The organism is Rhodococcus sp. B50 (genome assembly GCF_013602415.1).
GTDB lineage: Bacteria > Actinomycetota > Actinomycetes > Mycobacteriales > Mycobacteriaceae > Rhodococcus.
Genome location: NZ_WPAG02000002.1, coordinates 2,658,794 through 2,682,367, shown reverse-complemented (window position 1 = coordinate 2,682,367; position 23,574 = coordinate 2,658,794). Strand labels below are relative to the sequence as shown.

Annotated in this window: 21 protein-coding genes and 1 tRNA gene; 15 read left to right on the top strand and 7 right to left on the bottom strand. The window is 69.1% G+C overall.

All coding sequences use genetic code 11. The features are described 5' to 3' along the window. The first annotated feature begins 11 nt into the window (after positions 1-11). The 6 genes from glp (at position 12) to GON09_RS12565 (ending at position 4,430) form a co-directional block, all read left to right on the top strand. A complete protein-coding gene (gene glp, locus GON09_RS12590) occupies positions 12-1,274 on the top strand; it encodes a molybdotransferase-like divisome protein Glp (protein WP_213932067.1) in 1,263 nt (420 codons plus the stop codon). Continuing rightward, on the top strand, positions 1,274-1,909 hold the full coding sequence (locus GON09_RS12585; protein WP_213932066.1) for a GNAT family N-acetyltransferase: 636 nt from the start codon (positions 1,274-1,276) through the stop codon (positions 1,907-1,909). Before glp ends, GON09_RS12585 begins: the two co-directional genes overlap by 1 nt. Positions 1,910-2,165: 256 nt before the next feature. Next, positions 2,166-2,987, top strand: coding sequence for a divisome protein SepX/GlpR (sepX, locus tag GON09_RS12580; protein ID WP_213932065.1), 822 nt, complete (start codon positions 2,166-2,168; stop codon positions 2,985-2,987). 164 nt (positions 2,988-3,151) lie between these two features. After that, positions 3,152-3,224 (top strand) — tRNA-Ala (locus GON09_RS12575). Between the two features lie 101 nt (positions 3,225-3,325). Then, complete coding sequence (locus tag GON09_RS12570) at positions 3,326-3,469, top strand: hypothetical protein (protein WP_165369243.1); 144 nt, start codon at positions 3,326-3,328, stop codon at positions 3,467-3,469. A gap of 112 nt (positions 3,470-3,581) precedes the next feature. Beyond that, the gene (locus tag GON09_RS12565) at positions 3,582-4,430 is read left to right on the top strand and encodes an SDR family oxidoreductase (protein ID WP_213932064.1); all 849 of its coding nucleotides are present in this window, start codon (positions 3,582-3,584) and stop codon (positions 4,428-4,430) included. 48 nt (positions 4,431-4,478) lie between these two features. On the opposite strand, the gene GON09_RS12560 is transcribed toward GON09_RS12565, so the two are convergent. After that, positions 4,479-4,946, bottom strand: a complete 468-nt coding sequence (locus tag GON09_RS12560) for an FABP family protein (protein WP_213932063.1) — start codon at positions 4,944-4,946, stop codon at positions 4,479-4,481. A gap of 107 nt (positions 4,947-5,053) precedes the next feature. On the opposite strand from GON09_RS12560, the gene GON09_RS12555 reads away from it, so the two are divergent. Beyond that, complete coding sequence (locus GON09_RS12555) at positions 5,054-6,265, top strand: arginine deiminase (protein ID WP_213932062.1); 1,212 nt, start codon at positions 5,054-5,056, stop codon at positions 6,263-6,265. Between the two features lie 6 nt (positions 6,266-6,271). On the opposite strand, the gene arsC is transcribed toward GON09_RS12555, so the two are convergent. Beyond that, positions 6,272-6,619, bottom strand: coding sequence for an arsenate reductase (glutaredoxin) (gene arsC, locus GON09_RS12550; protein WP_213932061.1), 348 nt, complete (start codon positions 6,617-6,619; stop codon positions 6,272-6,274). Between the two features lie 155 nt (positions 6,620-6,774). Between arsC and mscL the strand changes: the two genes are divergently transcribed. From mscL to GON09_RS12525, 5 genes are all read left to right on the top strand, one after another. Further along, positions 6,775-7,224, top strand: coding sequence for a large conductance mechanosensitive channel protein MscL (gene mscL / locus GON09_RS12545; RefSeq protein ID WP_213932060.1), 450 nt, complete (start codon positions 6,775-6,777; stop codon positions 7,222-7,224). A 12-nt stretch (positions 7,225-7,236) separates the two neighbouring features. Next, positions 7,237-7,599 (top strand): GntR family transcriptional regulator, encoded by a 363-nt coding sequence (locus GON09_RS12540; RefSeq protein ID WP_213932059.1) that lies wholly within the window; start codon positions 7,237-7,239, stop codon positions 7,597-7,599. Positions 7,600-7,710: 111 nt separating this feature from the next. Next, positions 7,711-9,312 (top strand): BCCT family transporter, encoded by a 1,602-nt coding sequence (locus tag GON09_RS12535; RefSeq protein WP_213932058.1) that lies wholly within the window; start codon positions 7,711-7,713, stop codon positions 9,310-9,312. Then, positions 9,309-9,755: a hypothetical protein gene (locus GON09_RS12530; RefSeq protein ID WP_213932057.1), complete on the top strand. Its 447-nt coding sequence runs from the start codon at positions 9,309-9,311 to the stop codon at positions 9,753-9,755. Before GON09_RS12535 ends, GON09_RS12530 begins: the two co-directional genes overlap by 4 nt. Positions 9,756-9,843: 88 nt before the next feature. Next, positions 9,844-10,647: a T3SS (YopN, CesT) and YbjN peptide-binding chaperone 1 gene (locus GON09_RS12525; RefSeq protein WP_213932056.1), complete on the top strand. Its 804-nt coding sequence runs from the start codon at positions 9,844-9,846 to the stop codon at positions 10,645-10,647. A gap of 31 nt (positions 10,648-10,678) precedes the next feature. Here GON09_RS12525 and GON09_RS12520 read toward each other — a convergent pair whose 3' ends face one another. Continuing rightward, on the bottom strand, positions 10,679-12,256 hold the full coding sequence (locus GON09_RS12520; RefSeq protein ID WP_374195314.1) for a dolichyl-phosphate-mannose--protein mannosyltransferase: 1,578 nt from the start codon (positions 12,254-12,256) through the stop codon (positions 10,679-10,681). A gap of 23 nt (positions 12,257-12,279) precedes the next feature. Here GON09_RS12520 and rsmI point away from each other — a divergent pair, with 23 nt between their 5' ends. The 3 genes from rsmI to GON09_RS12505 all read left to right on the top strand — a co-directional run bounded on the left by rsmI (position 12,280) and on the right by GON09_RS12505 (position 18,971). After that, the gene (gene rsmI, locus GON09_RS12515) at positions 12,280-13,167 is read left to right on the top strand and encodes a 16S rRNA (cytidine(1402)-2'-O)-methyltransferase (protein ID WP_213932055.1); all 888 of its coding nucleotides are present in this window, start codon (positions 12,280-12,282) and stop codon (positions 13,165-13,167) included. 138 nt (positions 13,168-13,305) lie between these two features. After that, positions 13,306-14,709 carry an alanine/glycine:cation symporter family protein gene (locus GON09_RS12510; protein WP_213932054.1) on the top strand — a complete coding sequence of 468 codons (1,404 nt, stop codon included), beginning with the start codon at positions 13,306-13,308 and terminating at the stop codon, positions 14,707-14,709. A gap of 287 nt (positions 14,710-14,996) precedes the next feature. Further along, the gene (locus GON09_RS12505) at positions 14,997-18,971 is read left to right on the top strand and encodes an nSTAND1 domain-containing NTPase (protein ID WP_213932053.1); all 3,975 of its coding nucleotides are present in this window, start codon (positions 14,997-14,999) and stop codon (positions 18,969-18,971) included. On the opposite strand, the gene GON09_RS12500 is transcribed toward GON09_RS12505, so the two are convergent. The 4 genes from GON09_RS12500 to GON09_RS12485 all read right to left on the bottom strand — a co-directional run bounded on the left by GON09_RS12500 (position 18,935) and on the right by GON09_RS12485 (position 23,529). Then, a complete protein-coding gene (locus tag GON09_RS12500; RefSeq protein ID WP_213932052.1) occupies positions 18,935-20,224 on the bottom strand; it encodes an aminodeoxychorismate synthase component I in 1,290 nt (429 codons plus the stop codon). The genes GON09_RS12505 and GON09_RS12500 overlap by 37 nt on opposite strands. Before the next feature lie 12 nt (positions 20,225-20,236). Beyond that, a complete protein-coding gene (locus GON09_RS12495) occupies positions 20,237-21,124 on the bottom strand; it encodes an RNA polymerase sigma-70 factor (protein ID WP_213932051.1) in 888 nt (295 codons plus the stop codon). Next, a complete protein-coding gene (locus tag GON09_RS12490; RefSeq protein WP_213932050.1) occupies positions 21,121-22,272 on the bottom strand; it encodes an NAD(P)/FAD-dependent oxidoreductase in 1,152 nt (383 codons plus the stop codon). The genes GON09_RS12495 and GON09_RS12490 overlap by 4 nt, the downstream gene beginning before the upstream one ends. A gap of 117 nt (positions 22,273-22,389) precedes the next feature. Beyond that, on the bottom strand, positions 22,390-23,529 hold the full coding sequence (locus GON09_RS12485; protein ID WP_213932049.1) for a DUF2786 domain-containing protein: 1,140 nt from the start codon (positions 23,527-23,529) through the stop codon (positions 22,390-22,392). Positions 23,530-23,574: the final 45 nt, after the last annotated feature.

Sequence of the window (23,574 nt, the reverse complement as noted above, 5' to 3'; positions counted from 1 at the left end):
CGAGAAGCGGTATGCGGTCGGTTGAGGATCAGCAGGCCAGGGTCACGGCGGCGGCAGTCGCACCCCGGCCGGTCCGGGTGGCCATCTCCGAGGCCCAGGGTCTGCTCTGTGCGGAGGAAGTGGTCACCGAGCGGCCCCTACCCGGATTCGACCAGGCGGCGATCGACGGCTACGCCGTGCGCAGCGTCGATCTCCAGGCCGCGTCCGACAGTCGCGATCCCGATGGCGAGTCCGCATCCGCCGAGGTGACCCTGCCCGTCGTGGGCGAGGTGCGCGCGGGTTCGCGTCAGCCGATCCGGCTCCAGCCCCGGCAGGCGGTGCGCGTCGACACCGGTGCGCCGCTGCCGACACTCGCCGACGCGGTGCTGCCGCTCGACAACACCGACGGGGGTGCCGCGCGCATCAAGGTGCTCGAACCGGTGCGTTCGGGCGACTACGTGCGCCGCACCGGCGACGACGTCCAGCCCGGCGACATCGCGGTGCGAGCCGGGACGATCATCGGGGCGGCCCAGGTGGGTCTGCTCGCCGCGGTCGGCCGCGACAAGGTGCTCGTGCACCCGCGTCCACGATTGTCGGTCATCTCCGTCGGCGGCGAGCTCGTCGACGTCGACCGCACTCCCGGGCCGGGGCAGGTGTACGACGTGAACTCCTATGCGCTGGCCGCGGCCGCGCGCGACGCCGGAGCCGACGTCAACCGGGTCGGTATCGCGAGTACCGATCCGAAGCGGTTGCGCGAGGTCGTCGAGGGCCAGCTGATCCGCGCCGAGATCGTCGTCATCGCCGGCGCCGTGGGCGGCGGTGCACTCGAGGAGGTCCGCGAGGCGCTGTCCGATCTCGGTGATCTGGGCGTCGAACGGATCGCGATGCATCCCGGTTCGGTGCAGGGCTTCGGCCGTCTCGGCCGCGACGAGGTGCCGACCTTCCTGCTGCCCGCCAACCCGGTGAGCGCGCTCGTCGTCTTCGAAGTCATGGTCCGGCCGCTGATCCGCATCGCACTCGGCCGACGGCAGCCGATGCGCCGGGTCGTCTCCGCTCGCACGGTCGCCCCGATCACCTCGATCCCGGGCCGCAAGGGTTTCCTCCGCGGGCAGCTCATGCGCGACGAGACGACGGGCGACTATCTCGTGCAGGCGCTCGGTGGTGCGGCGGGATCGTCCTCGCATCTGCTCGCGACCCTCGCCGAGGCGAACTGTCTCGTCATCGTCGACCCCGAGGTCTCCGAGATCCGCACGGGCGACCCGGTGGACGTGGCGTTCCTCGGGCAGCGTGGTTGATGTCCCGTCATCCCGGCTGGCCGGCCGAACTCGGGCCGCTGCGGGTGGCCGGGGGTGTGGTGACCGTCCGATCGATCCGGCTGCGCGACGCCGCGGCGTGGAGTCGCCTACGTCAGCGCGACCGGGCGCACCTCGAGCCCTGGGAGCCGACAGGTGAGGCGCCGTGGGACATGCGCCATCACATCTCGGTGTGGCCGGGGCTGTACCGGAGCCTGCGGTCGGAGGCCCACAAGGGCCTGATGCTGCCGATGGCCATCGAGCTGGACGGCAGGTTCTGCGGGCAGCTGACGGTGGGCAACATCGTGCGCGGAGCGCTGCGCTCGGCCTGGATCGGCTACTGGGTGGAGAAGGAGGTCAACGGTCTCGGTGTCGCGACCGCTGCCGTCGCTCTCGGACTCGACCACTGCTTCGGACCCGTCGGACTGCACCGCGTCGAGGCCACCGTGCGGCCCGAGAACGAGCCGAGCCGCGCCGTGCTGCGCAACGTCGGGTTCCGCGAGGAAGGTCTGCTGAAACGCTACCTCGACGTCCAGGGCCGATTCCGCGATCACCTGCTGGTCGCGATGACGGTCGAGGAGGTCCCGGGTTCGGTCTCGGATCGTCTCGTCCGTGCCGGTCGCGCGACCTGGTCCTGATCACTTCCCGCCTCGAGTCGGGTTCGTCCGATATGTAACGCAGGTTACTCGTAACTCGAGTAACAATCCCCAGCGAGTGTGGGATCTCTGTGATTAGAGTGAAGAAAGTGTCAGTTGGTTTCGCGTGACTCGAGTGACTTCTGTTGTCGACTGAGTCGGCGTTTCTGTACAGGTAAGCGCAGTGATGCCATTAGCCTCATGTAGGTCGGTGGCGTCGACGGGCTGGTAGGGCGACGACTGGAGGGAGGACCACCGGATGCCGAACTCGCTTCTGTGGATCGGGCTCGTGGCCGTGTGGTTGTTCGTTCTGGTGCCCATGCTGGTCACGAAGCGTCCTCGAATCCGGCAGACGACCGACGCCGCACTCGCAACTCGAGTTCTGCACCGCGGAGACGACGAGCCGATCGCCCCTCGCGGGCCGGCCGCCGGACACCGCAGCGATCCTCATTGGCGTCCGAGTCGCGACCGCACGCACCGCACCCCCGCGGAGGACCGCATGAACACTGAACTCGACGACCGACCGGAAATCGACTCCGACGAGGCCGAATTCCACGACGAAGCAGCACCCGAGCGTGAGTCCGTCCGCGCACACGCCCCGCAACGGCGGGGCCGCGGCGGATTCGACCCGCACGCCGATGCTGTCGCCAGCGCAGCGCGATACGAATTCCGTCAGCGGGCCGTCCTCGGTCTGCTGATCGCTGCGATCATGACGTCGGCGCTCGCGCTGATCGTCTCCTCGGTCATGTGGTGGTTGGCCGGCCTCGCAGCCGTGGCTCTCGTCGGTTACCTCTTCTACCTGCGGCGCCAGGTGCGTCTCGAGCAGGAGATCCGGCGTCGTCGGCTCGCGCGACTGCAACGGTCCCGCGCAGGTGGTGCCCGCGACGATCACCACGACGTTCCGCATCGTCTGCGCCGCCCTGGGGCCGTCGTCCTCGAGGTCGACGACGAGGACCCGGAGTTCGAACACCTCGATCGCTACGAGGACGACTACGGCATCGACCATGGATACGACGTCCGTGCGAGCGACGGGCACGACGAACCCGGCGACTACGTCGTTCCTCGCGCAGTGGGGGAATGATCGTCCGACGATGCTTTCGGCGGGGCCCGCACCGAATCGGTGCGGGCCCCGGCCCGTCTTCGGGACAGGCCAACGAAACCGCTCGTCACCTGCACCGACACACCGATTTCGTGATGGACGGGGTGGTTTGCTAGAGTTTGCGAGTCGGTTCCCTCGGAACCCACGGGGCTGTGGCGCAGTTGGTAGCGCGCTTCGTTCGCATCGAAGAGGTCAGGGGTTCGATTCCCCTCAGCTCCACCCCCGAAAGCCTCGCCCTCGGCGAGGCTTTCGTCGTCTCCGGGTGCATTCGGTAGCGGGTCCGCGCGGAACCCGGCAGACTGTGTGGCATGGACCACAGGATGAGTGACGACGAGTTGCGTCGGGCGATCCGGGTACTGCGCGAGCGCGCCGATCTCGCGCGCAGCGAAGGCCGCCACGACGATGTCGAGATGATCGAACGCACGGTTCGGGACTACCAGGAGGAGATGGCGCAGCGACTCTGAGTTCCTCCCACCGTAGCGACGGGCTCCGGTGCAGACAGGTCGCTCCGGTGCACCCGGTTGTTCCCTGGCGCGCCGGAGCGTCGTGTCGCCACGGCGACGCTAGGGTGTCGCCATGGCGATCACCGACCTGCGTGGAACCAGATTCCTTGTGACCGGCGCTGCCAGCGGAATCGGCCGCGCCCTGGCCCATGCCGCGTCCGATCGCGGCGCCCGGTTGGTGCTCACCGACCTGCAGGAGCAGGCGCTCGACGACGTCGTCCGCAGTGTTCGCGAACGCGGGGGCACCGTGTTGCACGCGGCGGCCCTGGACATCTCCGACTACGACGCCGTCACCGCTTTCGCCCGCGACGTGCACGAGGCGTGCGGGTCGCTCGACATCGTCGCCAACGTCGCCGGGGTGTCGGTGTGGGGCACGGTCGACCGGTTGCAGCACGAGCACTGGAAGCTCATGGTGGACGTCAACCTCATGGGGCCGATCCACGTCATCGAGAACTTCGTGCCGGCCATGATCGAGGCAGGTCGCGGCGGGCACATCGTCAACGTCTCCTCGGCGGCCGGACTGCTCGCCCTGCCGTGGCACGCCGCCTACAGCGCAAGCAAATTCGGTTTGCGCGGAGTGTCCGAGGTGCTGCGGTTCGACCTCCGGCGCGACGGCATCGGTGTCTCTCTCGTCGTTCCGGGTGCCGTGCGCACACCGCTCGTCGACACCGTGCAGATCGTCGGCGTCGACCGTGATCGTCCCGAGGTCCGCAAGCTCACCCAACGGTTCGTCCGCCACGCCGCGACTCCCGAGAAGGTGGCCGAGCGCATCGTCACCGGCATCCTGAAGAACCGCTACATGGTCTACACGTCCTTCGACACCCGGTTCGGATACTGGTGGGCCCGCAAGTTCGCCCCGCCCTACAACCTCGTCATGCAGGCGGCCAACGACTACTTCCGCCGCGTCGTCGGCACGAAGTGACGACTTCGGTGGATCGAGCCCCGATCAGCGGGGTCCGATCCACCCGAATCATTCCGAGGCGCGGCGGAGTTCGGCGTGCAGATGGTGCGTCAGCGGGGTCTCGGCGTGGGCCATCCACAGGTCGTAGACGAGCACATCGCCGTCGATCTCGAAACGCCGCCGGACCTCGTGCACGGGCTTGGCGTCGGGCGACCGCTCCAGGGTGACCGTCGTGAACTCGAGGACGCCGCCGTCGGGCCGGGCCCGCTGGATCTCGACGAAGCCGGTGGGTTGTGAGACGAGCAGTTCGACGTCGTCCCCGCTGCGCCGCAGGTAGCCGTTCTCGGTGTGCAGCGGGCGTCCCTCCGCGCGGTGACGGGTGCGGCTGACGTACATCAGGAAGGGCTTGCCCGGAAGGGTGGCGAACTCGATCGTCTCGTCGTACGAGAAGTCGTCGATGGTGGGGTAGTGGCCGTCGCCACCTCCGGTCCATCGCCCGGCGAACGGTGCCAGGCACCCGAGCGGGTCGTCGGCCATGAATTCTCCTTCGTGTGCTCTCGGATCCGTGTGTTCTTCGTAATCGTTGTCGGCGTACTCGACGCGCCTGACCCGGATGCCGACGTCCTGCGCGATACCGTGAGCATATGAGTCATCACTGGGGTGTCGAGTCCGAAGTCGGTGAACTCCGCGCCGTGATGCTGCACCGGCCCGGCGCCGAACTCGAACGCCTCACGCCGCGCAACAACGACCAGTTGCTCTTCGATGCCCTGCCGTGGGTGGCGCGCGCCCAGGAAGAACACGACGCTTTCGCCGAGCTGCTGCGGAGCCGCGGGGTCGAGGTGTACCTGCTGGCCGACCTGCTCACCGAGACGCTCGAGGTCAGTGGCGCCGCGCGGGTGCAGAGCGTCTCGTCGGCCGTCGACGCGCAGCGCCTCGGTTACGCGCTCGCGGAGGAACTGACGGGCCATCTGCGTGCCCTGCCCGCTGCCGAGCTCGCCCGGATCCTCATCGCGGGCATGACCTTCGACGAACTGCCCGCGGTGGGCAGCGGCGCGGCTCCGTCCCTCGTGCGCCTGATGCACCACGGGGTCGACTTCGCCATCGCGCCACTGCCGAATCTGCTCTTCACCCGCGACTCGTCGTTCTGGCTCGGATCACGCGTGGCGATCCCCAATCTGGCGTTGCCCGCCCGCCGGCGCGAGACCAGTCTCACCGACCTCATCTACGCCTTCCACCCGCAGTTCCTTCACGTGCGACGGGCGTACGAGTCGCACACCGCGCCCGTCGAGGGTGGCGACGTGTTGCTGCTCGCGCCCGGCGTCGTCGCCGTCGGGGTAGGGGAGCGGACGAGCCCTGCCGGTGCGGAAGCACTGGCGCGCAGCGCCTTCGATGATGGACTCGCGCACACGGTGCTGGCAGTTCCGATCGAGCAGCGGCGGGCGTCGATGCATCTCGACACGGTGTGCACGATGGTCGACGTGGATGCGGTGGTGATGTATCCGGCGATCCGGGACAGCCTGCGGGCCTTCACGATCCACCGTGAGAACGGGGCGGTGCAGATCTCGGGACCGCGCCCCTTCCTCGAGGCCGCCGCCGACGCGATGGGAATCGAGAAGCTGCGCGTCATCGACACCGGTCTGGATTCCGTTGTGGCCGAACGTGAGCAGTGGGACGACGGGAACAACACCCTCGCCGTGGCGCCCGGTGTCGTCGTCGCCTACGAACGCAACGTCGAGACGAACACCCGGCTCGAGGATTCCGGGGTCGAGGTGCTGCGGATCGCCGGGTCGGAACTCGGTTCCGGCCGCGGCGGTCCGCGATGCATGTCGTGCCCCCTCTCGCGGGCGGTCCTGTAGTTCTCGTCAGAGGATCTCGCGCACCTTGTCGACAGGACGGGCGAGCACGGTGCCCTTGTCGGTGACGACCAGTGGACGCTCGATGAGGATCGGGTTCGCGACCATCGAATCGAGCAGTTCGTCCTCGGATGCCTCGGCCAGATTCAACTCCTTGTAGAGCGATTCCTTCTTCCGGATCGCCTGGCTCGGTGCAAGTCCTGCCGCGTCGAGCAACGAGCGCAGTTCGTCCCGCGAAGGAGGAGTCTCGAGATACTTGATCACCGTCGGCTCGAGGCCGTTCTCCTTCAGCAGTGCCAAGGTGTTGCGAGACGTGCTGCAACGCGGATTGTGATAGATCGTCGCGGTGTGTGCCATGGACCGATTGTGCCCTGAGGAATGCGCGCACGCGGTTCCCCGGAGACGTGTTGCCGGAGATGTCTCTGTTGAGGGTCGTCGCGGCGCCCACTATGGTGTTCGGTTGGCTTTCGCTCATTTTTGACGAACTCTCCGAAAAAGGGGCTCGAACACTCATGTTCAAAGGTTTCAAGGATTTCCTGCTGCGCGGAAATGTCGTCGAACTCGCCGTCGCAGTGGTCGTCGGTGCGGCGTTCACGTCCATCGTCACGGCGTTCACCGATCACATCGTGAACCCGCTCGTCGCGGCGGTGGGCGGCGACAACGAGATGGGCTTCGGCTTCCGTCTTCTCTCGTCGAACGACGCGACCTTCGTCAACCTCGGCGCCGTCATCTCCGCGGCGATCAACTTCTTCATCATCGCGGCGGTCGTCTACTTCGTGCTCATCGTGCCGGTCAACGCGGCCAAGGCACGTTTCGCGCCGGAGAAGGAGCCCGAGGACGAGCCGCTGAGCGAGACCGATCTTCTCATCCAGATCCGTGACCTGCTCGAGACCGGCGACTACAATCACGCCCCCGCCGAGGCGCCCTCGGCCGAAGCGCCCGTGAGGGTTCCCGAGCGCTGATAACCTGCGAGAATGCTCGACCTCACCATCGATCCCGACTCGCCGGTCCCGCCGTTCGAGCAACTGCGCCGACGCATCGTCGATCTGGTACACGATGGTGAGCTGATCGCAGGATCGAAGCTGCCCACCGTGCGGGGCCTCGCCGACACGCTCGGCATCGCCCCCAACACGGTCGCCAAGACCTATCGCGAACTCGAGAAGCTGGGAGTGCTCGAGGCCCGCGGGCGGGCCGGGACGTTCGTCGCCGATACGGGTGATCCCACCCGCACGCGGGCCCAGCGTTCCACCAACGAGTACGTGGCCGAGGTGCGGGCACTCGGAATGTCCGACGACGAGATCCTCGACTTCGTCTCGGCCGCTCTGCGCGCGGGCTGACCGGCCGGTCGGCAGCGCGCGAAAGTATGCACACCGCGTCCGGAATGTGACGATTACCTCGGGTTCGGTGATTCGGCTCCGAAGGCAGCCGAAACTTGGAAGGTTTGTCGCATGAACGTCCCTGGTGATCGGCCCGGGTCCGAGGAGATCTCGGCCACCGGTGCTCCTGTAGTAGCCGAGTCCGCGGCGCATCGGCCGCAGACCGACAAGGTGGTATTCGGCGTCTCCGCCGCGCTGGTCGCGGCGATCGTGGTGTGGGGTCTGGCCGCCACCGAGAACTTCGGAACCGTTACCGGGAACATCCTCGACTGGGTCGTCGTCGAGTTCGGCTGGTTGTTCGTGCTCACGGCGAGCGCGTTCGTGTTCTACGCGATCTGGCTCGCGCTGAGCCGCTACGGGCGGATCCCGCTGGGCAAGGACGACGAGAAACCGGAGTTCCGCACCGTCAGCTGGATCGCGATGATGTTCGCCGCCGGAATGGGTATCGGCCTGATGTTCTTCGGTGTCGCCGAGCCGCTCTCGCACTTCGTCGAGCCGCCACCCGGCACCAACGGCGGCACCGGTGTCGCGATGGCGACCTCGATGTTCCATTGGAGTCTGCATCCCTGGGCGATCTATGCCGTCGTCGGTCTGACCATCGCGTACGGCACCTTTCGGAAGGGACGCAAGCAGCTCATCAGCTCGGCCTTCATCCCGCTCCTCGGACGCCGGGCAGAAGGCCCGCTCGGCAAGGTCATCGACATCCTCGCCCTGTTCGCAACCCTGTTCGGTACTGCGGCGTCCCTCGGCCTGGGCGCTCTGCAGATCGGCTCGGGCTTCGAGGTCACCGGCTGGCTCGAGTCGGCGGGAGTGATGCTGCTGGTCGCGATCGTCGCGCTGCTCACGCTCGCGTTCATCGCGTCCGCCGTCACCGGCGTGGCCAAGGGCATCCAGTACCTGTCGAACATCAACATGGTGCTCGCCGGCGTCCTGGCACTCTTCGTCTTCGTGCTCGGGCCCACGGTGTTCATCCTCAACCTCGTGCCCACCACCCTCGGCGCGTACGCCGCCGAGTTCGCCCGGATGTCGGCCCGCACTGCCGCATCCAACGACGCCGCGGGCGAGTGGCTGTCGAGCTGGACCATCTTCTACTGGGCATGGTGGGTCTCGTGGGCGCCCTTCGTGGGCATGTTCCTCGCCCGCATCAGCCGCGGCCGAACCATCCGTGAATTCGTCGTGGGCGTCATCCTCGTCCCGAGTCTGGTCAGTCTCGTGTGGTTCTCGATCTTCGGCGGCGCCGGCATCGGACAGCAGTTGGACGGCCTGGACATCGCCGGTGCCGACAGCGTCGAAGGACAGCTGTTCGGGATGCTCGGCAACCTCCCCCTCACCGGTATCGCCACGGTCGTCGCGATGCTGCTCATCGCCATCTTCTTCATCTCCGGGGCCGACTCCGCATCGATGGTCATGGGCACTCTCAGCCAGCGCGGCACCCTCACACCCCGGCGCACGGTGGTGATCTTCTGGGGCGGACTCACCGGCGGAGTGGCGGCACTGCTGCTGTGGAGCGGCGGCTCGGAAGCCCTCAACGCCCTGCAGACGATGACGATCATCGCCGCCGCTCCCTTCCTCCTCGTGATGATCGGGTTGTGCGTGTCGCTGTACCGGGATCTGCAACGCGACCCCCTCATCACGGGTGGACGCAGGAAACGGACGCTGCGCAGGGTCGAATGACCGAGCGCTGCCGGATCGAGGGCGTCGAGTTCCTGCTCGACGTCCTCGATCTCCGTCCGGGCACGTCCGTTCTCGCGATCGATACCGGACCGGCCTCCGGTGCGGTCGCCGAACGCCTCGGTCCGGACGCCCGGGTACGCGTGGCGCCGACCGCGGGCCGGGTGCACGAGTTCGTGCGTCGCGAGACGTTCGCGCGCATCTACGCGATGGACGTCCCCGAATTCCGCGCGGACACCACGGCCGTGGCCGCTCTCGCCCCGCTGCTGACCGACGACGGACAGCTGTGGGTGATCGACGAGGCGGGGGCAGGGGAGGACACCGGGACGGTCTCGATGGCGGTGAGCACCGTTCTCGCACAGGCAGGATTCGCGATCGTCGACATCCTCGAACGCGGGGCGCGGGTCGCGGTGTGGGCGGCGGTCGGACGGCGGCATCACGGGTGACACACGACGCCGCGTGCCTGCGGTGAGTTGTCGCCCATCGCGAGTACGGTGTCGCCTGCCCGGCAGTTGCTCTTCGAGAGGAGTGCGCGTGACCGACACCGACAGATTCGACGAGACCCTCGACCGCGACTGGACCCGCTACGCGTCGCAGCTCGCCCGGCGCATCTCCGAACTCACCGGATCCGACACCTTCGAACTGCACGCCGAGACCGCCTCGGGCACCGCGGCCCGCGTACGGGTGCGGGCGGGCTCCGGTGGGCGCGCCACCGTGGAGGTCACCGGATCCGAGTCGGTCACCCGGCCCGTCTCCGAGGGAGACATGCTCGCCCGGCACATCGTGTCGGTGCTGCGCGGCCGTGGAGAAGTGCCGCATCCGGCCTTCCTGCAGGCCCACCCACCGTCCGTACTCGGCGACCTGCGCGAGCGCGTGAGTGACGCCCTCGCCCACGCCGTGGGCCGCCCTGTGCCGGTCGACGCCGACGGCGACTTCGTCGTGGTCCTCGACTCCCAGGTGGTCTTCGTCGCGATCGACGACGACGGCAACATCAGGTTGTGGGCGCCGCTGTTGCACGCGATCCCCGAGAACGACCTCCCCGGAGCTGCGCCGGACGGCGGTCGCACCCACGCGCTGGCCGAGCTCACCGAATTGAACCGGACGTGGCCGCACATCAAGGTGGTGCTCGTCGAGGACCGGCTCGTCGCCACCGTCGACCTGCTCGGCGATCCGTTCGTGCCTCGCCACCTGTCCGATCTGCTCGAGCGGCTCAAGCGCTTCCTCGCGGTCGTCGACGAGCGGTTCGCCCGCCGCTTCGACGGTGTCCGCTACGGCTCCGACAGCGAGCGCGAGGTCGATCTGCCCACCGAGGACTCTGTCCTCGACGAACCGAACTGAGCTCCGCTCGGCGCCGGCAACCGAGCTCCGCTCAGCGCCAGCTGGGGAGCCACAGCTGGTTGTTCCAGTGCTCCGGCGTGATGGGCAGAGCCGTGAGAATCGGCCACAGCCAGACGAAGTTCGCGATGACGAGCCCGACGTACAGGCACACCACGAGCAGTCCGGTCGTCCGCCGTTCGTTCGACGCGTGGGGCGAACCGAGGATGTCGCCGAGCACGAGCACGACACCCATCACGAGGAACGGGGCCATCGGCACCGCATAGAAGTAGTACATCTGCCGGTCGAGGCTCGCGAACCACGGCAGGATCCCCGCGCCGTAGCCGGTGAGCACCGCGGCCCACCGCCAGTCGCGGCGGACGAGCACCTGCCACAGCCCCCACCCGAGGACCGGCAGCGACACCCACCACAACGCCGGGGTCCCCACCAGCATGACCGCCTTGACGCACTGCTCGGCGTCGCACCCGCTGATCCGCTCGCCGTCGGCGAAGTAGTACAGCATCGGACGCAGTCCCATCGGCCACGTCCACGGCTTCGACTCCCAGGGATGCTGGTTGCCGGCCGAGTTCGTCAGACCGGAGTGGAACTCGAGGACGCTCGCGCTGTAGTACCAGAGCGACCGCAGCGCGTCGGGCACGAAGGAGAAGATCCCGTCGTGCCCGATCCGCGTGCCGACCGCGTGACGGTAGACGCCGGTCTCGCTCGCGAACCACGCCCAGTAGGTCGACAGGTACACGCCGAGCGGAACGAGTACGAGGGCGTACAGCGCCGGGCCGATGTCGCGCAGCGCCGTCCCGACCCACGGTCGCTGCACCCGGTACGCGCGGCGCGCCGCGAGGTCGAAGGCCACGGACATCAACCCGAAGAACGCGATGAAGTACAGACCCGACCACTTGGTGCCGATCGCCAGGCCGAGCAGAATGCCCGCGCCGAAGCGCCACCAGCGCACACCGAAGCGCGGACCCCACACACTGTCGAGGACACGGCCCTCGGCGTGTACCCGGGCCATCCGGGCACGCACGTCGTCGCGGTCGACGATCAGGCAACCGAAGGCACCGACGACGAAGACCGCCTGGAAGATGTCGAGCATGCCCAGGCGCGACGACACGAAGGTCACGCCGTCGACGACGAGCAGCAGCCCGGCGATCGCACCGAGCATCGTCGACCGGGTCATCCGCCGCACGATCCGCACGATCAGCAGTACGAGCACGACACCCGCGACCGCAGCCGAGAAGCGCCAGCCCCACGCGCTGTAGCCGAACAGTGCCTCGCCGAGCGCGATCAGCTGCTTACCTACGGGCGGATGCACGACGAGCCCGTAACCGGGGTTGTCCTCGATCCAGCCGCCGGTGAGCACCTGCCAGCCCTGCGGGGCGTAGTGCTTCTCGTCGAACACCGGCGTCTTCGCGTCGGTGGGGTAGTTGAGCATCGTGAATCGCGTGATCGCGGCGAGTGCCGTGACGAAGGCGGTGACGATCCAGCCGCGGGCCCGGTCGCCGGGTAGCGGCTCGGGTGCGGGAACGAGCGGGCCGGGACCGAGAAGCCGGCGGTCCGAGGCCTGGGAAGGACTACGGTCCGGGGCCTGACGAGGGCTGCGGTCCGTCACGGTCACCTCCCGATCGTAGGCTGAGCCGTATGCAGGCAGCCAAACCGGTCCAGGGCGCGAATCCGGGAGAGGGCCGGCTCGTGCTGGCCGCCACTCCGATGGGCGACGTGGGGGACGCCTCGGCGCGCCTTCGCGACGCGCTCGGCACCGCCGACGTGATCGCCGCGGAGGACACCCGCCGCACCAAGGCGCTCGCCGCGGCGCTCGGTGTCACCATCACCGGGCGGGTCGTGAGCTTCTACGACCAGGTCGAGGTGTCGCGGTTGCCGGGCCTCGTCACCGACATCGAGGAGGGCCGCACGGTTCTGCTCGTCACCGACGCCGGGATGCCCTCGGTGAGCGATCCCGGCTACCGGCTCGTCGCGGCGTGCGTCGAGGCCGGACTGCCGGTGACCTGTCTGCCCGGCCCGTCCGCCGTCACCACCGCCCTCGCGTTGTCGGGTCTGCCGGTGGAGCGGTTCTGCTTCGACGGGTTCCCGCCTCGCAAGCCGGGGCAGCGCCGCGCGTGGTTCGGAACGCTCGTCCACGAGCCCCGCGCGGTGGTCTTCTTCGAGGCGCCGCACCGGCTCGCCGCGTGCCTGGCCGACGCCGTCGACGTGCTCGGCGGTACGCGCCGGGCCGCGGTCTGCCGCGAACTCACCAAGACCTACGAGGAAGTGCGACGCGGAACGCTCGCCGAGCTCGCGGAATGGGCCGTCGAGGGTGCGCGCGGCGAGATCACCGTGGTGCTCGAAGGGGCGGTCGCGGTCGCCACCGATCCCGTCGACCTCGTCGACGAGGTGGAACGGATGGTCGCGGACGGGATGCGGCTGAAGGACGCCTGCGCGGTCGTCGCCGAGTCGGCATCGAAGTCGTCCGGCGCGAGCGTCTCGAAGCGCGAACTGTACGACGCGGTGCTGGACGCACGTCGCGCCTGAGAAAAGCGCATATCGGACGCGTCGTGGGGTCCGACGACACTCCGTGCCACGGAGGCCTAAACTCTGCCGGGTCCCAGGCACAGACGTCACCGGCCGGTCGGACGCTGTCGGGGGCTTGCGACGATCAGGAGGACGCGGATGGATTCGGCGAACGATTTCCTCGTCGAGGTTGCAGGGGTGGTGTGGGGGCCGTATCTGCTCATCCCGCTGCTGCTGGGTACGGGCCTGGTGCTCACGGTGCGGCTGCGGGGCGTCCAGTTCCGCAAGTTGTGGCCCGCGCTTCGGCTGGGCCTGATCACCCGCCACGACGAAGGGGCCACCGAAGGTGACATCTCCCAGTACCAGGCCCTGACCACCGCGCTGGCCGCGACGGTGGGCGTGGGCAACATCGCCGGTGTCGCCACCGCGATCTACTTCGGCGGTCCCGGTGCGTTGTTCTGGATGTGGATCACCGGCCTGGTCGGTATGGCCAGCAAGTACTCCGAGGCCTTCCTGGGCGTGAAGTACCGCACCACCGACGCCAAGGGTGAGCAGAGCGGTGGTCCGCAGTACTACCTCGCCCGCGCCATCCCCAACAAGTTCGGTCTCGTCCTGAGTCTGCTGTTCGCGGTGTTCGCCGTACTCGCCAGCTTCGGCATCGGCAACATGACCCAGGCCAACACGGTCGCGACCCAGCTCGACGGCACCTTCGGTGTGCCCACCTGGCTCAGCGGCTTCGTGATGACGGTGCTCGCGGCGGCGGTCCTGCTCGGCGGTATCAAGTCCATCGGCAAGGTCACCGCCAGTTTCGTGCCTGCCATGATCGTGCTCTACGTGGGCGCCGGCATCGTCGTCCTCGCCGTCAACTTCTCCCAGATTCCCGAGGCCTTCGCGCTGGTCTTCACCGACGCGTTCACCGGCACCGCCGCGACCGGCGGCTTCATCGGCTCGGTCTTCATGATCGCCCTGCGTTACGGCGTGGCCCGCGGCATCTTCTCCAACGAGTCGGGAATGGGCAGCGCCGCGATCGCCGCGGCGGCCGCCCAGACCACACACCCGGTGCGTCAGGGCCTGGTGTCCATGACGCAGACCTTCATCGACACGATCATCGTGGTCACCTTCACCGGCCTGGTCATCATCACGACCGGTGCCTGGCAGTCGGGTGAGCAGGGCGCCGCGATGACCTCGGCCGCCTTCGCCGACGGCCTCGGTGGGGAGTGGGGTCACTGGATCGTTGCCATCTCGGTCGTCTTCTTCGCTTTCTCGACGATCCTCGGCTGGTCGTACTACGGCGAGCGGTGCGTCGAACGCCTCGTCGGTCGCCGCGGCGTGGTGCCCTACCGCGCGGTCTTCGTGGTCGTCGTGTTCATCGGTGCCACCACCCAGCTCGAGGTGGTCTGGAACTTCTCCGACGTCATGAACGGCCTCATGGCGTTGCCGAATCTGATCGGTCTGCTCGTGCTGTCGGGTCTGATCGCCCGGGAGACGAAGGCCTATCTGGATCGCGATCCGTATCTGTTGAACAGCTCCGTCGCGACGGACGATCCCGACGTCGTGAAGTAGGCCGGGGACACGGGAAAGGGCCCCGCGATGCGGGGCCCTGAACGTGTGGGGGAGCGTGCCTCCACGCCGACCCGGAACTACCCCTCGTCAGTCCCTATCGGCGTGGAGGCCCCCGCCCCACGCTGCAAGGTCGAACCTTGCGTGGGCACCACTCTTCCGTGCCGGAAGGGGGACGAAAAATACCGACCGGCGCGGAACCGGTATCATCCCTGCTCAGGCATGGTGAGGAATTTTTCCGCAGCGGATGTTTCAGCGCGGGGAACGGGAGTACGAGGGGCGCGGAACGGATGGGAGACACCGACGGAAAGCCCGGCTCGGCGCAGCGTCAGTTCTTCGCCGACCAGTTGCGGATGCTGTTCGCGGCCGCCGGTCGTCCCGCCCTCAAGAAGGTCGTCTCGGATGCCTCGAGCGTCGCCCGCGCGGTGGGCAGCGACCGGACCGTCTCCGTCCAGCGGGTCAGCGACTGGCGTAGCGGCACCCGGATGCCGGCCAACTTCGAGTCGGTGCATCCGGTGCTCGTGGTCCTCATCCGCGCGGCCCGGGAACTCAACGCCGAACCGCCGGCTCCCGGTCTGTACTCCCTGAAGCAATGGGAGAACTGGTGGAAGGCCGCCCGTGGGCAGGTGAACGCTTCGCGCACCAAGGAGACGACGTCCGTTTCCGTGCCGCCCGGGATCCGTCCCTACAAGGGCCTCGCGTCCTACCGCCAGAACGACGCCCGGTTGTTCTTCGGGCGGACCCAGAGTGTGCGCAGCCTCGCCGACGTGGTGACGGCTTCCCACGGGCAGGGGCCGGTCGTGGTGACCGGTGCGTCCGGCGTCGGCAAGTCCTCGCTCGTGCAGGCCGGCATCATTCCCCAATTGTGTTCCGGACCGGACTGCCATCCGGTGGTCCTCACTCCCGGCACCGACCCGGTGGCGCGACTCGTCGACGCGCTGCCCGAGCTGGCCGACGTCGGCGACCCCACCGACCACGTCGCGGTCCACGCGGCCCTGCGTGCCGCGGCCTCGCGGTCGTCGTCGTCGTTGCTGCTGATCGTCGTGGACCAGATCGAGGAACTGTTCACCCAGTGCAACGACAGTGCTCTCCGCGCCGTCTTCCTCACCCTGCTCGAGACCGCGTCGACCGGTACGGACGGTGACGCTCCGGCCCTCGTCGTCGCGACGATGCGCTCGGACTTCTACGACCAGGCCGTGACGACTCCGGTGCTCGCCCGGGCCCTGGAGCGGCGGACCAAGACCGTCCAGCCGCTCGACCGCGACGACCTCGTCGAGGTGATCACCGCTCCGGCCAAGCTGGTGGGGGTCCGCCTCGAACCGGGTCTCGTCGACCTCATCCTCCACGACCTCACGGGCCTGGCCGACGGTGAGATCAGCGGCACCGAACTTCCCCTGCTGTCCCACTTGCTCGACTCGCTGTGGGACAAGCGCAGTGGTGGCACGCTCACCGTCGCCGCATACCGCGCGACCGGCGGTGTCCGCGGATCCGTCGCCGCAGGCGCCGAACGGGCGTGGGAGAACCTCACCGACGACGCCGACCGCGCCTGCGCCCGGTCGATGCTCGTCCACCTGGTGTACGTCACCACGACCGGCACGGATGTCAAGATCGCACGCCCGCTGAACGAACTGCTGGCGGTGGGAGGCGAGGATCGCGCCGCGTCGAAGCGCGTGCTCGACCATTTCGTGTCGGCCCGGGTGCTCGTCGTCGACGCCGAGTGCGTCGAACTCATCCACGACGCCGTGATCGACGCGTGGCCCCGGCTCAAATCGTGGATCCAGCAGGACCGTGCCGGCGCCGCCCTGCGGCAGCAGATCGAGGCCGACGCGTTGACGTGGCTCGGATCCGGACGCAACCGGGAACTGCTCTACCAGCGCGGACGCATGGACGTCGTGAGCGAGCAGAATCCGCATCTCGCCATGGCGGGAACATCCGAGGACCGGCGCGGACCGGTCGCGCTCAGCCCGACGGCCGTGGCCTTCCTCGACGCCTCCCGGCGGCAGATCGCTCGTGAAACACGAGCACGCCGCACCGGTATCTCGGCGATGGCGCTGTCGACGATCATCGCGTTCGTGATGACGGGTCTGGCCTGGGACGCGAAAGGCCGGGCCGAGACGGAGCGGAGCGCCGCCCAGTTCCAGCAGATCGTCGCGCTGTCCGATTCCCTGAGAGACGAGGACCCCACGATCTCGGCGAACCTGGCGCTGGTGGCGGCCGAACTCCGGCCGGACAGCCCGGTCGCGTACTCCCGGCTCATCGCCAGTCAGGCCGTGCCCCTCGCCTACACGCTGAGCGGGCACAGCGGCCCGGTCTACGGCGTCGTCGTCTCACCGGACGGCTCCACCCTCGCCTCGGCGAGCGACGACGGCACCGTCCGCTTGTGGGCGCTCGACGGCGACGAACCGGCGGCGGTGGGTGAGCCGCTGCAGCTGTCGACGAAGTACATGGCGTCCGTCTCGTTCAGCCCCGACGGTCGTTTCCTCGCGATCGGTGCAGGTGACGGCGGGGTGTGGATCTACGACGTGACGGATCGTGCCGCGCCGCGCGTGGTGCTCGACCGGCAGGTGTACGCCGGCGGTGCCGTGCACAACGTGCGGTATTCGCCCACCGGCCGGATGCTCGCCGTGCCGTACGACGACGGTCGCGTAGCACTCGTCGACACTGCGGACCCCGGTTCGGGCCGTTTCCCTGTCACCCTCGTCGACGAGCACGACGGCGGTGTCCGGACGGTCGCCTTCCGTCCCGGAGGACAGATCCTCGCCACATCCAGCGACGACCGCACCGTCCGTCTGTGGGACGTGAGCACGCCGTCGAGGCCGGTACAGCTCGGAGAGCCGCTGACCGGGTTCGGCGACGTCGCCCATTCGGTGAGCTTCAACGGAGACGGCACGGTCCTCGCGGCGAGCAGCGACGACGGGGTGCTGCACCTGTTCGACACCACCGATCCGCGCGCGGCCCGTCCGCTGGGGATGCCGACGAACGCCCACACCGGCGGCGTCTGGAACATCGCCTTCCTACCCGACGGGCGCACACTCGCGAGTGCTTCGTGGGACGGCACCGCGAAACTGTGGGACATCGACCCCGCCACGCGAACCCTCGACGAGATCGGCCCGGCGCTGACCGGACACGGAGGTGGCGTGCCCACGCTCGCGGTGAGCCCGACGGGGAACACCCTCGTCACCGGTGGGCAGGACGCCAACGTCCGGGTGTGGACGATGCCGCGGACCCGCGTGGCCGTGGCGGACGGCGCGCTGACCCGACCCGCGATCGATCGGGCCGGTGCCCTCGTGGCGACCGGCAGCTACGGCCCCGATATCACCCTCTGGCGGGTCGGTGAGGGTGGCGACTGGAACCGTGCGGGCGGGATCGCGTTGCCGCGCCCGCTCGGCGGCGCGTATGTGTGTGCGCTCTCGCCCTCGGGGACCATTCTGGCCACGGCGCCGACATCCGGCGGAAGCGTGCAGTTGTGGGACGTGCGCGATCCGTCGGCGCCGAAGCCCTTCGGCGACCCGGTGCCGCTGGCCACGAGGTTCACCTCGGCCCTGGCGTTCGGCCCCGACGGCACGACCCTCGTGACCGGCGCCGACGACTTCTCGGTGCAGTTGTGGGACATCGCGGATCCTGCGGAGCCCGTGCCGTGGGGTGAACCGCTGACCGGGCCGAAGAATCTCGTGCGCAGTGCGGCCGTCAGTCCCGACGGCCGGAGCCTGGTGGTCACGAGCGCCGACAGCGAAATCTACGCCTGGAACGTCACCGATCCGCGCTCCCCGGGACGGGTGAACGTCACGGACGGGCACGCCACCGGGGTGAACACCGCGGCCTTCGGCGGTTCGAGCGACGTGCTGGTGACCGGCGGCGACGACCACGACGTCGTGGTCTGGGACCGCGCCGAGTCCGGGGATTTCGTCGCCCGCGACACCCGGTTGAGCGGCCACAGCGGCACCGTCTACTCGGTGTCGATCACCCCGGACGGCACCCGCGCGGTCAGCGGAAGCGACGACGGGACGGTCCGTTTGTGGGACGTCGCCGACCCGGACGGGATGAACGAGATCGGCGGGCCGGTCACCGACATGGGGACGGGACGCTGGCAGGTCACCTTCGCGCCCGACGGCACCATCGTCGCCGCCGGCGGCGACGGTCTGCTCCGCACGTGGGGGCTCGATGCCGACGCCGTCGTGGCCCGCATCTGCCGCTCCACCTCGGTGCGACTCGACGACGTGCTCGACCGCTACGAATTACCGGCACCGCCGGACAAGGTGTGCTGAGGGCAGACCCGCCTGTCGCCGAGCGTGAGGATGCTGGCGGCCTTGTCGAGGCATTCCTGCCATTCGGCGTCGGGGTCGGAATCGATGGTGATGCCGCCACCGACACCGAGCGCGCTCACGCCGTCGCCGGTGTCGTCGCGACCGAACTCGACCGTGCGGATCGCGACGTTCAGTTCGGTGCCGGCGATCGGACTCGTCATGCCGATGGTTCCGCAGTAGACGCCCCGCGCCGAACCCTCCCATCGGGTGAGCAGCGTGCGGGCGCGGATCTTCGGGCACCCGGTGACGGAGGCGGGTGGGAACGCCGCGTCGAGAATGTCGGCGACTGTCACGCCCGGTCGCCGCTCCGCCGCGACGGTGGACACCAGGTGCCACACCCCCGGGGCGGGCCGCACCGTCAGCAGATCCTCGATCCGCACCGAACCGGTCTCGGCGACGCGCCCGAGGTCGTTGCGCACGAGGTCGACGATCATCACGTTCTCGGCGACGTCCTTGACCGACGCCCGTAATCGGGCCGGGTCGGCGGAGCGGGGGAGTGTGCCCTTGATCGGGCTCGACCGCATGGTGTCGTCGCGGAGGGCGACGAACAGTTCGGGCGACAACGACGCCACTGCGCCCCAGGATCCCTGCAGGTAGGCGGCCCGTGCCGGGGCCGTCCGGGAGATCCCGTCGGCGAAGAACGCCAGCGGGTCGCCGTCCCACCGTCCGGTGAACCGGGTGCACACGCACGCCTGGTACACCTCACCGGCGCGGATCGCCTCGAGGCACCGTTCGACGCCGCGGCGGTGCTCGTCGCGGGAGGGCGGCGTCCATGCGATGTGCCAGTCGGAGGCCACGGGTGGTGGATCGAGGACGGCGGAGGCGAGATCGTCGGGGCAGGGTGCGGTGCCGAGGGTCTCGTACCACCAGCATCCGTCGGCGTCGAGCCGCAGGACGGTGTCGGTCCACCCGCTCGCGGCCACGGGCAGCGCGGGACGGTCCGGGACGCGATCCGGGTAGGCGAGGTACCCGATGCGACCGCCCCCGATGAGTGGCCGGTCGCCGCCGGACACGGGAGTATCCGATGCGAGCGAGAAGACCTCCGCCGGTGGGACGGATTCGACGGATACGGACGGGACGAGCACGGCCGCAGCTCCGAACCACTCGCCCGACAGTGCCGCCGGGGCGGGGATGGCCAGGATCCGGGCGCGTTCCGCCAGTGCACCGAGAACGCGATCGACGGTGCCGCCGCGGCCGAGTCGTTCCATCCGCATGGCGTCAGCTTGTCATGGCCGGTCGGAGGAGTCCGGACGAGCCCCGAGATGCGTGAGCTTGTCGGGGTTGCGCACCACGTAGACCCCGGTGACCAGTCCTTCGTCGATCTCGAAGTGCAGCACCATGTCGAGGACCCCTGCCGAGCGGACGAGGACGCCGGGCATCGAGTTCACCACTGCGGCCTCGATCGTCATGTCGGGCAAGGGGTGCCGGACCAGCCCGAGGAACAGCCGGGCGACCTTCGTGGCACCGAGGACCGGGACCCGGGCCGCGTTGACCTTGCCTCCGCCGTCGGCGAGGTACACCACGTCGGGAGCCAGCAGCGACAGCAATCCGTCGAGATCACCGGTGGTCGCGGCAGTGAGGAAGGCGGTGACCACCCGGTCGGTCTCGACGCCCGCCGGGGTGAAGCGCCGCTGCTTGGCATGGACGTGCTCGCGGGCGCGGTGCGCGATCTGCCGGACGGCGCTCTCGGTGCGGTCAACCGCTTCGGCGATGCGCCCGTATTCGAAACCGAACACCTCTCGCATCACGAAGACCGCCCGCTCGACGGGCGTCAACGTCTCCAGTATTAACAGCATCGCGGTGGACACCGCCTCGGCGAGTTCGATCTCGTGGGCCGCGTCGGGAGCGGTGAGGATCGGTTCGGGCAGCCACGGCCCGACGTAGTCCTCGCGGCGGCGCTGCGCCGACCGCAGTGAGTTCAGCGCCTGACGCGTCACGATCTGCGCCGCGTAGGCCCGCGGGTTGTCGACTGCCTCGGTGTCGGCGCGGGCCCAGCGGATGTAGCTCTCCTGCAGGACGTCCTCGCTGTCGGCGACGCTGCCGGTGATCTCGTAGGCGATCGAGAACAACAGTCCGCGGTGCTCGGTGAAGACGTCCACACCGTCGCCGTTCATACGCGCACCTCGTCCCGTGCGGAGGTGTCCGGTCCGCGCCGGGTCGGCAGGGCCCGCCCGCGCGCCTGGAGTTGCATGGCACGGATGGTCCCACGAACGACGGCTTCCTTCACCGGTGCCGCGAGCCGTCCCCGCACCGCCCACCTCGACGGGGTGTCGTCGCGTGCGGACAACTGCACCACGCCCCGATCGCGGCCCAGCGAGATGCAGGTCGAGACGAATCCGAGCGAGAGCGGTGCCGGTTCGCGTCCCTGGAGCAGCTGCCACACGGTGTCGGCGCCGTGGCTGCCCAGCGGCATCGCTGCCTGGCAGCTCATCCGCAGGTGGTCGTTGCCCTCCACCGTCACCGCGTCGCCCACTCCGACGATCGGTGTGCCGTCGACCGCCTGGAGGGTGTCGCGCACCCGGAGACGGCCGGCGTCGTCGACCGGCAGACCGCTGCGACGGGCGAGGTCGGGGAGGGAGAAGCCTGCAGTCCGGACCACGAGGGTCGCGGGAATCGCGCTGCCGTCGTCGAGTTCGACCGACTCGTCGTCGATGCGGGTGACCCGCGTTCCCGAGCGGAGCCTGACGCCCAGTTCCTCCAGCCGGCGACGGATGTAGCGCTGCGTGTTCTCGGGAAGATCGGCGCCCGGATCGCCGACGAGGGTGAGTGCGTGTCGCGGATGGGACTGTGCGAGTTCGGTGACGGTCTCTAGGCCGGTGAGGCCACCGCCGATGACGACGACGGAAGCGTGATCGTCCATTGTCACGAGGGCGTCGTGAAGAGCGGTGGCCGAGTCGAGGTCGGCCACGGAGAACGCTTTCTCCGCACCGGGAATCGCGCCGGAACCCGACGCGCTGCCCACGGCGTGGACGACCGCGTCGCACTGCAGGACCGCACCGTCGGCGAGGGTCACCGCATGCGGTTCGATCCGCACGACCGAGCCGACGCGCAGCGTCGCCCGCGGATGCAGGAGCTCGGACAGGTCGTGTGTGGCGGTCCCGGAACCGGCTGCCACCTGGTGGAGCCGGACCCGTTCGACGAAGACCGCGCGCGGGTTCACCACCGTGACCGCCACCTCGGGATGTTCGGCCAGGAGTCGGTTCGCGGCCATCACCCCGGCGTACCCTGCGCCTACGACCACCACATGGAATTGCGTTGTCATCGCTCTCGTCCCTTCGCTGTCGGAAGTGGTGCTACCGATGTGACACCACCCGCGGCATGGATGTGACACGGCGTGGGCACGAGATCCTGAGATGCCCGTCACTCGGGTGGTCGACCTTCAGCGATCGACGGGGCAGGGCCCGGGGGTCAGCGACGCGGTGTCGGCCGCATCGCGACCGGCGTGGAAGCCGTCGGTGTCGACACCGCGGCTACGCGAGTCGCGGGTGACGGGGAACAGTCGCCGGAACTCGGTGTCGACGGCATCGGACCGCCGGGCGAGGATCGGCGCGAGGGTCGTGATGGGTACCTGTGCATCGGCTGCGGCGTGGGCGGTGGCCCGCACGTCGGCCTCGCGGAGACGTTCGCCGATCCGATGCGCGTAGCCGGTGAGGAAGGCGCGGCGGAAGGAGGTCGCGGACGCTCCTCGTCGCCCCGCCGTGCCGGCCGCCTGCACGGCGCGCCCGGCCTGCACGAGCAGCGAGGTGTACAGCATCTCGGCCTGCTGCAGGTCGGTCGCGGTACCGACGATCGTCGCGATCTGCACGCGGGTGAACCACACCGTGCGCACCCGGTTCGCGTCGCCGATGGCCGTGAGGAGCAGGACCTTCTCCCGGATGTACGGGTTGTCGAGGTGGATACGCCGGCCCACGACGGGGTCGGTGCGGGAACCGGGCCCGGCGAGCAACGCGGCACCCACGGCGTGGCGGGAGACGAGTTCCTGCGCTTTCGCGGTGAGCGCCTCTGCCTCGTCGGGGAAGTCGGTGGATTCGGCCTTCGACAACAGTGCCCGGATGCGTTCGAGGATCCGGGTGTCGGGCGGCGTGGAGGCAGCGGTGTCGGCAGAGCGGATGGACGGCCACCGCGAGGGCGGCGGCGTGAGGATCGCGAAGGACGGCAGGTACTTCCAGGCGAAGGCGAGGCTCTCGATCTCGAAGCGGGTGACGTCGGGGGAGACCCGGCGCAGACCGTCGGCCAGTACCGGGGCTGCCGTGGCGCGGACGAGATACGGGTGACGGCGGGAGATCTCGTCGATCTGCCGCACCCACTCGACGGGGGCGCGTTCGGCCGCACGCCGGATCTGCGCATCGAACAGCATCGTGGCTGCGGCGAACGCGACGTCGGAGGTGCCACCCGAACGGGCCGTCACGTGCAGAATGTCGGCGGGCTGCCATCCCCGCTCGTAGGCACCGCCCAGCTCGGTGAGAAGGGCGTGCTCGTTCAGGCCACCGGGTCGAACATGTGTTCTATCGCTGCGCATGCGCCGCAGTGTGGCGCACGGCACCGACAGGTTCTGGTGGCGACG